At 55.9% G+C, this 13,462-nt stretch carries 13 protein-coding genes; 9 read left to right on the forward strand and 4 right to left on the reverse strand.

Annotated features, from left to right (window positions below; translation table 11 throughout):
- Positions 1 to 56 precede the first annotated feature (56 nt).
- From B5D61_RS23115 to B5D61_RS23125, 4 genes are all read left to right on the forward strand, one after another.
- On the forward strand, positions 57 to 1,892 hold the full coding sequence (locus B5D61_RS23115) for a carbamoyltransferase family protein (protein ID WP_078815814.1): 1,836 nt from the start codon (positions 57 to 59) through the stop codon (positions 1,890 to 1,892).
- A 2-nt stretch (positions 1,893 to 1,894) separates the two neighbouring features.
- A complete protein-coding gene (locus B5D61_RS23120) occupies positions 1,895 to 2,329 on the forward strand; it encodes an SxtJ family membrane protein (protein ID WP_078815815.1) in 435 nt (144 codons plus the stop codon).
- A 19-nt stretch (positions 2,330 to 2,348) separates the two neighbouring features.
- Positions 2,349 to 2,507: a DUF5989 family protein gene (locus B5D61_RS26495; RefSeq protein ID WP_176159631.1), complete on the forward strand. Its 159-nt coding sequence runs from the start codon at positions 2,349 to 2,351 to the stop codon at positions 2,505 to 2,507.
- Between the two features lie 90 nt (positions 2,508 to 2,597).
- Positions 2,598 to 3,821 (forward strand): outer membrane protein assembly factor BamB family protein, encoded by a 1,224-nt coding sequence (locus tag B5D61_RS23125; RefSeq protein WP_078815839.1) that lies wholly within the window; start codon positions 2,598 to 2,600, stop codon positions 3,819 to 3,821.
- Positions 3,822 to 3,830: 9 nt separating this feature from the next.
- Here B5D61_RS23125 and B5D61_RS23130 read toward each other — a convergent pair whose 3' ends face one another.
- From B5D61_RS23130 to B5D61_RS23140, 3 genes are read right to left on the reverse strand one after another with little or no spacing between them, the layout of a single operon-like run.
- The gene (locus B5D61_RS23130; protein ID WP_078815816.1) at positions 3,831 to 4,382 is read right to left on the reverse strand and encodes a cob(I)yrinic acid a,c-diamide adenosyltransferase; all 552 of its coding nucleotides are present in this window, start codon (positions 4,380 to 4,382) and stop codon (positions 3,831 to 3,833) included.
- Between the two features lie 36 nt (positions 4,383 to 4,418).
- The gene (locus B5D61_RS23135; protein ID WP_078815817.1) at positions 4,419 to 5,636 is read right to left on the reverse strand and encodes an FtsW/RodA/SpoVE family cell cycle protein; all 1,218 of its coding nucleotides are present in this window, start codon (positions 5,634 to 5,636) and stop codon (positions 4,419 to 4,421) included.
- Between the two features lie 25 nt (positions 5,637 to 5,661).
- Positions 5,662 to 6,441: an ABC transporter ATP-binding protein gene (locus tag B5D61_RS23140; RefSeq protein ID WP_078815818.1), complete on the reverse strand. Its 780-nt coding sequence runs from the start codon at positions 6,439 to 6,441 to the stop codon at positions 5,662 to 5,664.
- Positions 6,442 to 6,704: 263 nt separating this feature from the next.
- Between B5D61_RS23140 and nusA the strand changes: the two genes are divergently transcribed.
- From nusA to rbfA, 3 genes are all read left to right on the forward strand, one after another.
- Positions 6,705 to 7,955 carry a transcription termination factor NusA gene (gene nusA / locus B5D61_RS23145; protein WP_078815819.1) on the forward strand — a complete coding sequence of 417 codons (1,251 nt, stop codon included), beginning with the start codon at positions 6,705 to 6,707 and terminating at the stop codon, positions 7,953 to 7,955.
- A gap of 79 nt (positions 7,956 to 8,034) precedes the next feature.
- Positions 8,035 to 10,305: a translation initiation factor IF-2 gene (gene infB / locus B5D61_RS23150; protein ID WP_078815820.1), complete on the forward strand. Its 2,271-nt coding sequence runs from the start codon at positions 8,035 to 8,037 to the stop codon at positions 10,303 to 10,305.
- 98 nt (positions 10,306 to 10,403) lie between these two features.
- Entirely contained in the window at positions 10,404 to 10,784 is a 381-nt protein-coding gene (gene rbfA / locus B5D61_RS23155) for a 30S ribosome-binding factor RbfA (RefSeq protein ID WP_078815821.1), read from the forward strand.
- On the opposite strand, the gene B5D61_RS23160 is transcribed toward rbfA, so the two are convergent.
- Positions 10,777 to 11,367 carry an acyl carrier protein phosphodiesterase gene (locus B5D61_RS23160; RefSeq protein WP_078815822.1) on the reverse strand — a complete coding sequence of 197 codons (591 nt, stop codon included), beginning with the start codon at positions 11,365 to 11,367 and terminating at the stop codon, positions 10,777 to 10,779. The genes rbfA and B5D61_RS23160 overlap by 8 nt on opposite strands.
- Positions 11,368 to 11,540: 173 nt before the next feature.
- On the opposite strand from B5D61_RS23160, the gene B5D61_RS23165 reads away from it, so the two are divergent.
- Both B5D61_RS23165 and truB read left to right on the forward strand, forming a co-directional pair.
- Positions 11,541 to 12,521, forward strand: coding sequence for a DHH family phosphoesterase (locus tag B5D61_RS23165; RefSeq protein WP_078815823.1), 981 nt, complete (start codon positions 11,541 to 11,543; stop codon positions 12,519 to 12,521).
- Positions 12,499 to 13,227 (forward strand): tRNA pseudouridine(55) synthase TruB, encoded by a 729-nt coding sequence (gene truB, locus B5D61_RS23170; RefSeq protein WP_078815824.1) that lies wholly within the window; start codon positions 12,499 to 12,501, stop codon positions 13,225 to 13,227. Before B5D61_RS23165 ends, truB begins: the two co-directional genes overlap by 23 nt.
- Positions 13,228 to 13,462: the final 235 nt, after the last annotated feature.

The following is a 13,462-nucleotide window of genomic DNA, read 5'->3' on the forward strand; positions in this document are numbered from 1 at the left end:
GGGATTTTGGATGCTTATATGGAAAGTTCAAGACGCAATCGACTGCGTTTAAATCAATGGTTAGCCGGAAACGAGTTCTAGGTTTGTCTGCTTACTACCATGACTCGGCGGCTTGCCTCCTCGAAGACGGGCAGGTGCTCGCGGCTGCTCAGGAAGAACGCTTTAGCCGGAAGAAACACGATGATCGTTTCCCACATCATGCGGTCGAGTTTTGCCTGAAGCATGCGGGACTCTCGATCGATCAAGTGGACTACGTGGCTTACTATGAGAAGCCGTTCCTGAAGTTCGAGCGCATTTTGGAGACCCATTTGGCGTTTGCTCCCCGGGGCCTGAAAGCCTTCATGATGGCCATGCCGACGTGGCTGGGAGAGAAGCTGTGGTTACCGCAAGTGATTGCCAAAGAACTGGGATGGGACAAACAGGTCCTGTTTGCGGAGCATCACGAGTCGCATGCGGCATCCGCCTTTTTCCCTTCTCCATTTGAGCGTGCGGCGGTGCTCACGCTGGATGGAGTCGGAGAGTGGGCGACGGCTTCTTTCGGGGTGGGCAGTGACAATCGGGTGAAGATCCTCCATGAAATGCGCTTTCCGCATTCTCTGGGTTTATTGTATTCGGCCTTCACTTATTTCGCTGGTTTTAAGGTGAACTCGGGGGAGTATAAGCTGATGGGGTTAGCCCCGTATGGAGAGCCTCGTTACGTCCAAACCATCTTGGAGCATGTGATCGACCTCAAGGCCGATGGTTCGTTTGCGATGAATTTGGCCTACTTCGATTATGCGGCAGGCCTGCGAATGACGAGTGCCAAAATGAACGATCTCATGGGCGGGCCACCGAGAGAACCTGAGTCGGCTCTGACGCAACGAGAGATGGACATCGCATGCTCGATTCAGGTGGTAACAGAAGAAATCATCCTGCGAATGGCGAGGCATGTGAAAAAGGAAACCGGGGAAAAATACCTCTGCTTAGCGGGTGGAGTGGCTCTGAACTGCGTGGCGAATGGTAAGCTCTTGAGAGAGGGGATTTTTAAAGACATCTACATCCAGCCTGCGGCTGGGGATGCAGGCGGAGCACTAGGCGCTGCTTTGGCCGTGCACCATCATTACCTGGATCAACCCCGGCAAATCACGGTCGGCCAAGATTGGCAGCAGGGGACTTATCTCGGCAGCGAATATAATGAAGCGGAAATCAAAGCGACGCTCAATGGTTTCAACGCCTCGTTTCACTCCTGCGGCTCTATCGATGAACTGACTCAGCGCACCACCCAGTGTTTGAAGCAGGCTAAAATCGTGGGATGGTTTCAAGGCCGGATGGAGTATGGGCCACGTGCCTTGGGGGCTCGCTCCATTTTAGCCGATCCACGCCAGCCGGATATGCAAAGCCGACTGAATCTGAAGATCAAGTTCCGAGAGGGGTTCCGTCCCTTTGCTCCGGCCATCTTGGCAGGTCGGGAGGCCGAGTGGTTTGATCTGGACAGGCCAAGCCCTTACATGTTGTTAGTGGCTCCGGTGGCTGAATCTCACCGTTTGCCAGTGGATGCAGATTTGGACCATAATCACTCGGGGCTGAGTAAGTTGAAGATCCCTCGCTCCACCATCGCTGCCGTGACGCATGTGGATGGTTCAGCTCGGATTCAGAGTGTGGATGATCAGACTCACCCTGTCTTTCATGCATTGATCACTCAGTTTGAAAAAGAGACCGGCTGCCCTCTGCTGGTCAATACCTCATTCAATCTGCGAGGAGAGCCGGTGGTGGAGTCGCCAGCGCAGGCTTACACTTGCTTCATGCGGACGGACATGGATGTCCTGGTGATCGGGCCCTTCCTCCTTTTCAAAGAAGAGCAGCCCCCCTGGGAGGAAACCGAAAACTGGAGGGATGAATTTCAACTCGACTGATCATGGCGCGGGGCAATGTCATACTCGAAGAACTCAAGGCAGTCGATCACAGCGCCTCGGCCATGAAGCGCTTCGGCGGGCTGATGTCTGCGGTCACACTTGGGGTGGCTTTTTTATCGTGGTGGAAGCACGGTCACTTCACCGGGGTGATCTGGGCTTGCGGTGCTGCTGCCTTTATTTTGCTCGGCCTCACGATCGTCCGACCGCAATCCCTGCGCATGCCCTATCTGGGTTGGATGTTTCTATCCCTCTGCCTGGGGTGGGTGATGTCTCGTGTGGTCTTGATCCTTTTATTTACGTTGGTGGTTATTCCCACCCATCTTTTGGGAAGAATTTTCGGGCTGTCGTTCATGAAAATGCGGCAGGGAAAAGAACGCACCAGTCTGTGGGAAAAAAAACCTCCCCGGGACGCCAAGCATCACGAACAACTCTTTTAACCTTGCACCGATCCAAACCATGAAACGCTTTCAGATCATTCAACAATTCCTCACTTTTGTGGCAAAGTCTGGGAAGTGGTGGCTGATGCCTCTGGTGATGCTGTTGTTGTTGCTAGGGGCGGTGCTCGTTTTTGCCAAGGGCAGTGTCATTGCTCCTTTCATTTACAGTCTGTTTTGAAGATAGGACTGCTCAGCGGTTAACGTCATTGTTTCGTCCCTTACCTTCTCTCTTATGCGTTGGCTGTTTCTCTCTCTGATTTTTCCCTGTATGGCTTCTGCCGAAGATTGGCCCGAATTTCGTGGGCCTACCCACCAGGGACAGTCGGCTGCCACGGGGTTGCCTGTGGAGTGGAGCCCGACCGTGCGGAAGAATATCCTGTGGAAAGTGCCCTTGCAGGGCATCGGCTGGTCCTCGCCGGTTGTGATTGGAGATCGCATTTATCTCACCACGGCCGTGCCTGTGGGTGGGGACGAAAAACCTGATGCCGAGCGCAGCCTGCGCGCGCTCTGTTTACAGACGGTGGACGGGAAGGTGATCTGGGATGTGGAGATATTTCATCAGGGCAAAGATGCTCCATCCGTTCATAAGAAGAACAGTCACGCCAGCCCGACCCCTGTTTACAATGACGGGAAGATATACGTCCACTTTGGACATCAGGGCAGCGCTTGTCTGAATGCCATGGATGGGAGTGTGGCCTGGAAGACGCAATCTCTCGCCTACAAGCCTGTGCACGGGAATGGGGGTAGCCCGGTGATTGAAGGGGATCTCTTCATCTACAGCGCCGATGCAGAAGCCAATCCGGCGGTGATCGCACTGGATAAGAACACAGGGGCTCAGCGCTGGAAATTTGATCGGGTGAGTGATGCCAAGAACAAGTTCTCCTTCAGCACACCGCTCGTGATCGAGGTCAACGGCCAGCGGCAGTTGATCAGCGCAGGCAGTGGGGTGGTCAATGCGCTGGATCCGCAGACAGGCAACGAGATCTGGAAGGCGCGTTACGATCAAGGTTATTCGGTGGTGCCTCGGCCTCTGTATGCCCACGGAATGATCTACCTCAGCACCGGCTATAACAAGCCTGTCGCTCTAGCCATTCGGGCGGATGGGCAGGGGGACGTGACGGATACTCACATGGTGTGGAAGATCGAGAAACTGGTGCCGCATAATCCCAGCATGGTTGTCGTGGGGGACGAAATCTACTTCGTCGCCGATAACGGGGTGCTGACCTGTGCCGATGCCAAAACTGGGCAGATTCATTATCAAGAACGCTGCACAGGGCCCATCAGCGCCTCCATTCTAGCGGCCGATGGTCGGCTCTATCTCCAGGATGAAAAGGGGCTGGGCGTGGTGGTGCAGCCGGGCAAGACCTTCCGCATTCTGGCCAAGAATGATCTCGCGGAGCGTTCTCTGGCCTCCTATGCGGTGGTGGAAGATGATTTTCTCATCCGCACAGAGGGACATCTCTGGAGGATCGGCCAGAAGATTGGTTTGTAGCGGAGTCAGTTAAGCTAAGTCCTGGGGAGGTCTCTCTTCCCAGCGTGCCAAGAGCCAAAGCACATCGGCGAGGCGATTGAGAAACCGCACCACTTCGGGATTGGCCACTTCCTGATCGCTACCAACGAGGTCCACCACCGATCTCTCGGCACGGCGGCAGGCGGTGCGGGCGAGATCGGCATAAGCGCCGCTCATGATGCCAGCCTCGCCTGGCAAGGCCCAACCTTTAAACTGCAAGGCACCTGAAGCTTCGAGTTTTGCGACCCATTCATCCAACCAAGCCACATGGTCGCTGCTGAAAGCGGAGTGGGTGGCTGCGTAGCGCCCTTCCATGCCAACGGGTGTGGCGAGCTCACCCATGAGGCTGATGAGGAGGGGCTGGACTTTTTCTACGACCTGCCTTGTCTCGGCCTTGAGGGCTGAAATGCGCAGGGGGCCGAGTGCCGCATTGAGTTCATCCACAGCTCCCAGAGCATGCACGCGCGGGTGGGCTTTGCTGGTGCGGTGGCCGAAAAGCAGATCGGTCTCTCCCTGGTCTCCGCGACGGGTAGCTATGGACATGGTAAAGGAATTCTGGGCTGGGGGCTTGGCGACGAATCAATCGTCATCATCGACATCACGCAGTTCCCGGCCGCCGACGGTCTTTTTGCGGACGGGAGAAATGTTACGATGCACCCAGACACTCTGGATCATTCCCATCAGGAACAAAGTCACGATCATGAACGTGCCCCCGTAACTGATGAAGGGCAGGGGCAAACCGATCACCGGCAGCATGCCCAGATTCATCCCGGCATTCTGGAAAGTGTGGGCAAAGAACATGGCCACCACCCCCACGACCAAGAGCCTACCCACTTGGTCTCGGGCATAAAACGCCATAAAGACTCCTTGGATCAAGAGCAGCGCGATGCCTGTGAGCAGTAGCACAGCGCCCCGGAAGCCGAACTCTTCACAAATCACGCCGAAAATGAAGTCACTGTGGGCTTCGGTCGCAGGGAAAAACTGGCGGTGGATGGTGCCATGGTCAGGCACCTTCTCGGACATGGGGCCTTTACCCTCAAAACCAGCGGATGCGACGGCGATCTGAACGAAAGTCGGCACCCAACCGTCGCCTCGTTTATCCACCTTATCCAACTGGTTGGTGATCATATACCACGTGGTATCGATACGGGCCTGCTGATAAGGTTTCAGCACAAAGAAATACATGATCGGAATCACACACAGGGCACCGAGGATGAGGGTGATCATGTAGCGGAAAGGGATGCTACCCACCAACATCATGGAGAGGAAGACGGGGCCCCAGACAAGACCTGAGCCGAAGTCCTCCTTGATCACCATGAGTGCCGGGATGCCTGCGACCACTCCGGCGACCATCAAGCGCAACCACGGGCGCCGGAAGACGGGCCAGATGCGCGGCAGCTCTCCGAAGACAACGGCCAGCATCACGATGCCAGACATGATGGCGAACTGAGACGGCTGCACATTGACGCCGGCAATGGTCACCCACGCGAGGTTTCCTTTCACCTCGACCCCGAAAAGCTGGAGGTAGATCAATCCACCCAAACCGGCCAGATAGAGAGGAATGCACGCCCAGCGGACCCACTTGTAATCAATGAGAGCTGTGACGAAAAGGAAGGGGAGACCGAGGCCAATCCAACGCATCTGGTCTTTCCACTTGGTGTGCAGGCTTAGCACGCCGGAATCATCCCGGAAGTAGGAGGCATTGTAGATGGCGTAAATGCCGAACGAGAGCAGGCCCAGCATCGTCAGGATCAAGATCCAATTGATGCCGAGAAACTTTTTGAAAAGAGGGGTCATGGACGAAAGTGGCTGAGCCTAAAGGTTAGGCGGGGATGGAGGCCAGCAGCTTGCGCGTGTAGTCATGCTGTGGTCGCTCACAGACCTCGTCAGCGGGGCCGCTTTCGACGACCTCGCCGCGATTCATGACGATAATATCATCGCTCATGTGCCGCACAACGGCCAGATCATGGGCGATGAAAAGATAAGTGAGCTTAAATTCTGCCTGGAGATCCTTCAGGAGGTTGAGGACGCTGGCTTGGACGCTGACATCCAGAGCACTGACGGGCTCGTCACAGATAAGAAACTTCGGCTGGACGGCCAGAGCGCGGGCGATGCCGATACGCTGCCGTTGGCCGCCGCTGAACTCATGCGGGTAACGCTGGAGCGAGTCCACAGGTAGGCCGACTCGGTGCAGGAGCGCTGCTGAGACATCCCGGCGCTGTTTGCGGGTCATGCTAGGAAAGTGGATGGTCAGCGGCTCCGCTAGAATGGATTCAATCGTCATTCGCGGATTCAAAGAGCCGATGGGATCTTGGAAAATCATCTGCATCTCCTTCCGGAGAGGGCGGAACGCTTCTTCGCTTAAGCCTAGAATTTCCTGATCTTTATAATAGGCGCTGCCGCCGGTGGGCTGGATCAACTTCAAGAGCGCCCGGGAAACGGTGGATTTTCCACTGCCACTTTCGCCGACCAGTCCCAAGGTTTTACCTTCAGTGACCTCGAAGCTGACTCCGTCCACCGCTTTCACCACATCGCGTTTCCCGAACCAACCGCTGCGGATGGGGAAGTGAACTTGCAGATTTTCGACGCGGAGAAGGGCCATGAGGTGGGGACATTATCACAGAGACTACCAGTGCCAAATGGAGCCTCGAAGAAAGTGGCGGGCTCAGGCGGATACCGTGCCCTGCATCCCAGAAACCCCGATAGCTCTTCCCTAATTGAGTGACTAAAAGTCTATCTGAATTTCGGCTTGCCGAAATGTCTCGGTGATTTACAATTGCGATTCCTTTACCGGAACAAGGCACTGTTTTTTGGCAAGAGTGGGGTCTTCCCCGCTCTTTTTTGTCTGGTAGGGCTACCATTTTTATGATCAGCGAACTCAAAGCACTATTCGATTACTACGAGAAAGAGAAGGGGATTGACCGGTATAAGATGGTCGAAGCCCTTTCCCAAGCCCTTCTCGCGGCCTCGAAGAAGAGCATCGGTCCAGCCCGTGAGCTGCGCATTGATATTGATCCTGACAAGGGCACCATCAAGGCCTGGGCAAAGCTGCTGGCCGTTGAAACCGTTTCCAATCCCTGGGAAGAACTTCCGCTGGCGAAAGCCCGGTTGATTAAAAAAGACGCCGAGCTGGGCGACGAGATCGATCTAGAGGTGACCCCCAAGAACATGGGCCGTATCGCGGCTCAGACGGCCAAGCAGACCATGCTCCAGCGTCTGCGCATGGCCGAAAAGGAAAATCTTTACGACGAGTTTAAGGATCGCACCGGTGATGTCGTCAACGGCACCATCCGCCGCTTTGATAAGTCCGATGTGATTGTGGACCTTGGCAAGTTTGAGGGCGTGATGCCTTCCAAAGAGCGCGTCACCACAGAGGACTATACTCCGGGTGATCGCATGCGCTTCTATGTGAAGGCGGTAGAACGTGAAGGGGCTCGTGGCCCTGAGATCGTGCTCAGCCGTGCTCACGTGAACTTCGTCCGTCGTCTCTTCGAATTCGAAGTCAGCGAAATCGGTGACCGCACCGTCGAGATCGCCAGCATCGCCCGCGAGGCGGGTTATCGCACGAAGGTGGCTGTGCACAGCGCTGATGATAAGGTGGACCCCGTGGGGGCCTGCGTCGGTCTGCGTGGAGCTCGCGTTAAAAACATCGTTCGTGAGTTGAACAATGAGAAGGTGGACATCATCCGCTGGAAGTCGGACCCTGCCGAATTCATTCGCGAAGCTCTAAAGCCCATCAAGGTGCTTTCCATTCAGGTTTCTCCAGATCACAAAGCCGCACGCCTGACGGTGAGCGAAGAAGATCTATCCAAGGCGATTGGTCGTCGTGGCCAGAATGCGCGGTTGACGTCCCGTCTCGTCGGGATGGAACTGAGCATTGAACGTGATGAGCATGCCGCCGAAGTCTTCGAAGGCCAGCTTGATACCGCGGCTCATGATTTGGAACGCGCCCTTGGTATTAATATCGAAACCGCTCGCCGACTGGCTCAGGTTGGTCTGGGGGCTGTGGAAACCCTTCAGCAAGAAGACATCGACTCCATTACCGACGCTCTCGGTGACCGCCAGCTCGCAGAACAGGTCTACGAGCGCGTTGCAGCTTACATCCCCAACGCGTAGGTTATGATCTACGCATCCTCCAGTTTTTCAAATTTCACTCCGACAGCCCGACCCGCCGTTCGCAAGACTCACGTATCTCATGCCAAGCCGATCCTCCTCATCCAAACCCGCCAAAACCACTCCCGACAGCCCAGCTGACGCGAGCGGACAAGCGGAGAGCACTGCCCAAAAGAAACCCGGGGCAAAGAAAGTGCTCGATTTGATTGAGGAAGACGACAAGCCCAAGAGCCGGACTCCCCGCCGTGACATGGCACCTCTGCCACACATCGGTGCCAAGCCCGCTCCGGTGCCAGCGAAGGCATCTCCAGCAAAGGCTGCTGAAGCCCCCAAGAAGACGCTGGATGACCACAAGCGTGAGGCGCTGAACCTGTTTGAGGAAGGTGAAAAACCCAAGGTGCGTCGCCGCCCGGCGGACCAAAGCACCTCACTGCCGCCGATCTCGACCATCCGTGAGCCCGGGCCTGTGGCAGCCATGCCTGCGCCACCAGCGCCAATGCCGGTGGCAGCCCCGGCTCCGAAGCCCGAATCTGCGGCTCCAGAATTTGAAACCAATGACGCGGGTGAAAAAATCATTCACCTGAAGCCGCCGATCATCGTCAAGGAATTGGCGGAGAAGATGGGCCTGCGTCCCTTCAAAGTCATTGCGGACTTGATCGCTCTGAAGGTCTTCGTGGCGAATGCTGACAAGGCCATCGAGATCGATGTCGCAGAAAAAGTCTGTGAAAAACATGGCTTCCACCTCGAGCGCGAAAAACGCGAAAAAGGTGCAGGTGTTCACAAGGTCGAGGAAGTCATCGTCGAGCCTGCACCGCAAGTGGTGGAAGAGGTCGAAGAAGATAAGCTTGAGCTGCGTGCTCCGATCATTACTTTCATGGGTCACGTTGACCACGGTAAGACCTCTCTGCTGGATGCGATCCGCAAGACGCATGTGGTGACAGGTGAAGCGGGGGGGATCACGCAGCACATCGGTGCCTACAGCGTCTTCCATGATGGTAAGCCGATCACTTTCATCGATACCCCTGGCCACGCCGCTTTCTCTGGCATGCGTGCCCGTGGTGCCAATGTCACAGACATCGTCATCCTCGTGGTGGCGGCAGACGATGGCATTATGCCTCAGACCCGTGAGGCGCTCAACCACGCCAAGGCGGCTGATGTGACCATCATGGTGGCCATCAACAAGTGCGATCTACCGGCCGCCAACATCATGCGGGTGAAGTCTCAGCTTCAGGACATCGGTCTTGCACCGGTGGATTGGGGTGGCGACACCGAGTGCATGGAGGTTTCCGCCAAGTCAGGCCAGGGCATCGAAAGCCTGCTGGAAACCATGGCCCTCCAGGCCGAAGTGCTTGAATTGAAAGCCGACCCGAAAGCTCCGGCACGCGCAACAGTCATTGAGTCTTCCATGGTGGAAGGCAAGGGGCCTGTGGCCACCGTGATTGTGCGTCAGGGCACTCTGAAAGTGGGCCAGCCGTTCATTTGCGGTCCGCATTGGGGTAAATCCAAGGCTCTTATCAATGATCGCGGCGCTCCTATCAAAGAAGTGCGTCCAGGTATGCCGGTGGAACTCGTCGGTTTCAGCGACATGCCCCACGTCGGTGACGAGGTGGTCGTGATGGACAGCGAACGCTCGGTGAAGAAACTGAGCGAGGAGCGCCTGGAGGAAACTCGCCAGAAGAAGCTGGCTGTGACCCGCCGCTCCACTCTGGAATCTCTCTTCAATAGCATTGATGAAGGCAACAAGAAGACCCTCAAACTCGTGCTCAAAGCCGACGTGCAGGGTTCCGTGGAAGCCATCGTCAAATGCCTGGGCGATATCACCAGCGACAAGATCAACCAAAGGATCCTCCATTCCGATGTGGGTCCGATCACGGAGTCTGATGTGCTTCTGGCCTCCGGTTCTGACGCCATCATCATCGGTTTCAATACCAAGGTGGAAAACAAGGCCCTCAGTGTGGCTAAGCGTGAAGGCGTGCAGATCAAGCTTTACTCCATCATCTACGAACTCGTGGATCAGGTGAAGGACGCCATGACCGGTCTCCTCGACCCGCTGACCCGCGAGAAAGTGCTCGGTCATGCCAAGGTCAAGCAGGTCTTCAAGGTGAACCGTGGTTATGTCGGCGGTTCCTTGGTCACCGATGGCCGGATCGACCGCAAACAGCGCGCTCGTGTGCTGCGTGATGGTCAGGCCGTTTACGATGGCAGCATCGAAACCCTGCGCCGCTTCCAGGACGAAGTGCCTGAAGTCCGCAACGGTCTCGAGTGCGGTATCAAGCTGCAAGGTTTCAGCGACTACGAAGAAGGCGATGTCATCGAGTGCTACGAGCTCGAGAAGTTCGCTCAATCGCTCTAAGTGTTCGAGGTTCAAGGTTTCTCCCGGCGGGTTTCATTCCAACGAAACCCGCTGTTTGGCAGTCTTTAACCTGAACGTCTCCCCATTCTTTTACCCTTATGTCCCAACGAGTCGAACGCGTCAGCGAACTGGTGAAACGTGAACTCAGCATGGTGCTGGAGAGGCATTACCGCATGGATAATGCCATCCTCACGGTGCACGAGGTCCGTGCCACCCCCGACCTGAAGCAATGCTTTGCCTACGTGGGCATCATCAGCACCAAAGGGAACGAAGAGGCCATCATTGAGAAGCTGAACAAAGACCGTGGCTTCATCCAAAAGGAAGTGCACAAGCGGGTGATCATGAAGAACTCCCCGCAGATTTTCTTCCGCCTGGATAAGTCGGTGGAAAAAGGCGTCCGCATCATCAATGCCCTGGACAATCTGCCCCCTCCTGCAGATCCCCTACCAGAAGGCGAGGAAGAGCCTGACTTTAAGTGAGGATGACGGGTGGTGTCTCCGCCACGTGCTCGATGAGGATGGGGAAAAACTCCTCAAAGTCCGCATGAATGGCGCCGTAATGCTCCTGTAGAACGGGCATGGCTGCTGCGAGATCGACTGGCCTACGGAAGCGGCGGCCGATTCGTTGGAGGGTGATCTCAAGGTCCCGCATGTTTCCATACGAGCAGAGCCAATTGTATTCACGCATGCCCTGGAGGGGCGCGTGGGCTTCAGAGGGGATTTCCTGCCAACGGCTTTCAAAGGAGGCGTAAACTTCATTCGTAAAGTCTGCCAACGGCGTGGGACTGTAGCTGGCCCAAGCTCGACTCAGAAAGTGGTCATAAAACACATCCATCAAGATGCCTCCGAATCGCCTGAAACTCGGGCCTAATCGCTGCACGCTGCGCTTGAAGACGGGGTGAGCATCGGTGAAAGCGTCGATTTTCCGATGCTGTCGAATGCCGCGTTGATATTCCGAAGGAAGGTCCGTTAAAGCGGTGAATGAAACCAGATCAGGCAGGAGATTGCCGATGCGGAAGGCAGGCGTGGGTTCAGAAAGGAACAAATGAGCCAGCCAATTCATGCGTGGGGAAGAGGTAACCCAAACCTGAAAAATCTCAAGGCGCAGACGAGCGCGAGGCAAAATCGAAGCTCAATATGAGCCTTTAAACACTCACCAGCTCTCGCGGAGAGGTGTAATCTTCTCTTGCAGCTTTCCCGGTCAGTGCTTTGTGAACACCCCGCCAATTTCTCGCCATGCTTACACCGCTTTCCCAGATCGCTGAGGCGCTCCGCTCTGCTCGGAGTGTGGCTATTGCTGCGCATGTCCGGCCGGATGGCGACGCCGTCGGCTCGGTGATGGGCCTGGCCCTGAGTCTGCAGGCAGCGGGTAAGACCGTTTATGCCCTGCTGGAGGATGGGGTGCCCTCCAATCTGACGTTTCTTCCGGAGGTGGCCACTATTCTGACACCTCCTTACGCCGATTTTGAGATTGATGTGGCCGTGGCTCTGGATACGGCGACGCACGAGCGCCTCGGAGAGAAAACCAAAGCCGCTTTGGCTAGAGCTCCGTTGCTCATTGATATTGATCATCATCCAGCCAATCCTGGCTACGGGCAGCTCAATCACGTGGATGGTGTTCAGCCTGCGGTGGGGCAGATCGTTTACGAGCTGCTCAAAGCGGGTGATTTCCCCCTCACGGATGCGGTTTTACAGCATCTCTACACCGCGATCATCACCGATACGGGGTCGTTCCAATTTTCCAGCACGACGGCACGCACGCACGAAATCGTGGCGGAGATGCTGAAAGCGGGGTTGGATACGGCCAGATTAGCAAGGTTAATCTATCAGACACAGCCAGTGCGGCGTCTGCAACTCCTGCGTGCCATGCTGAATGAGATGGATATCCGGTCCGAAGGGCGGATCGCCAGTTGGAAGTTCACCCGCAGGCTGATGGACGAAGTTCAGGTGCAGTCGGGGGATACGGAAGGCCTGATCGACACGCTGCGGATGATCGACAGTGTGGTGGCGGCTGTGATCTTCGAAGAAATGCCCGATGGCAAAATCCGCGTCAGTTCCCGCTCGAAGGATGAGCGATTGGATGTCTCCGCCGTGTGTGCCCAATTCGGCGGTGGTGGCCACCGGATGGCGGCAGGTGCCCGTATGAGAGGGCCGATCGAAGCCGCCACAGAAACTTTTTTGACAGCTTTAGAACATGAAGTCCGACGACTCGCTTAATGGTGTCCTCCTAGTGGACAAAGATCCTGACATGACCTCCCACGATGTGGTGGCGGTCGCCCGCCGCTGCCTCAATACCAAGAAGATCGGTCATTGTGGCACCTTGGACCCCATGGCTACAGGCATGCTGATCCTGGTGATCGGCAATGGCACGAAACTGCAGGACCTCCTGATGAGCGAGGATAAAGAATACACAGGCAGTTTCCGCCTGGGCGCGACGACCAGCACTCAGGATCGGGAAGGACAGATCCTGGAAGAAAAGCCGGTGCCAGACTTCACGGAAGCTCAAATCCGTGACGCCTTCGATTGTTATCGTGGAGATTTTTATCAGACTCCGCCCATGGTCAGCGCCATCAAGATCGATGGAGTGCCCCTCTACAAGTTGGCTCGTCAGGGGCAAGAGGTGGAGCGGAAGCCGCGCTTCGTCCGGGTTTACGACTATCAGATCAACAAGATCGCGGTGCCAGACGTGGATTTCCGCGTGGTCTGTAGCAAGGGGTTCTACGTGCGCACCTACGCCCATGACATCGGCATGACCCTGGGCTGCGGGGCTCATCTCACGGCTCTGCGCCGCACGCGCAGCGGGCATTTTAAATTTCAGCCAGGAAACCACACCACTTTTGCTGCCCTCAAGGAGGGGCGGCGTGAGGAGGTCTTGTCCGCGATGATGAGCCTCTATGATGTGTCGAAGCTCCGTGGCGCTTGATTTGAAGGGGGTGCTGAGTGGCACTTTATACTTCGGCTGGGGCATCCTGTGCCTCAGTCGGAATATGACGGTTTTGCTGAAGCTTAAGATCTCCTGATTATAAAGTTAAAAATTATTGAAATTATATTGAGTGTGACTAGAATGCTCCCATTCTACTACAAATGGGCATTCTTTTTGGGCTTTGGGGATTCTGGAGCGACGCGTTTTCGGCGTCGTTTAAGAATGCTATCTTAAG

The sequence above is a fragment of the Prosthecobacter debontii genome, assembly GCF_900167535.1.
Taxonomy (GTDB): Bacteria; Verrucomicrobiota; Verrucomicrobiia; order Verrucomicrobiales; family Verrucomicrobiaceae; genus Prosthecobacter; species Prosthecobacter debontii.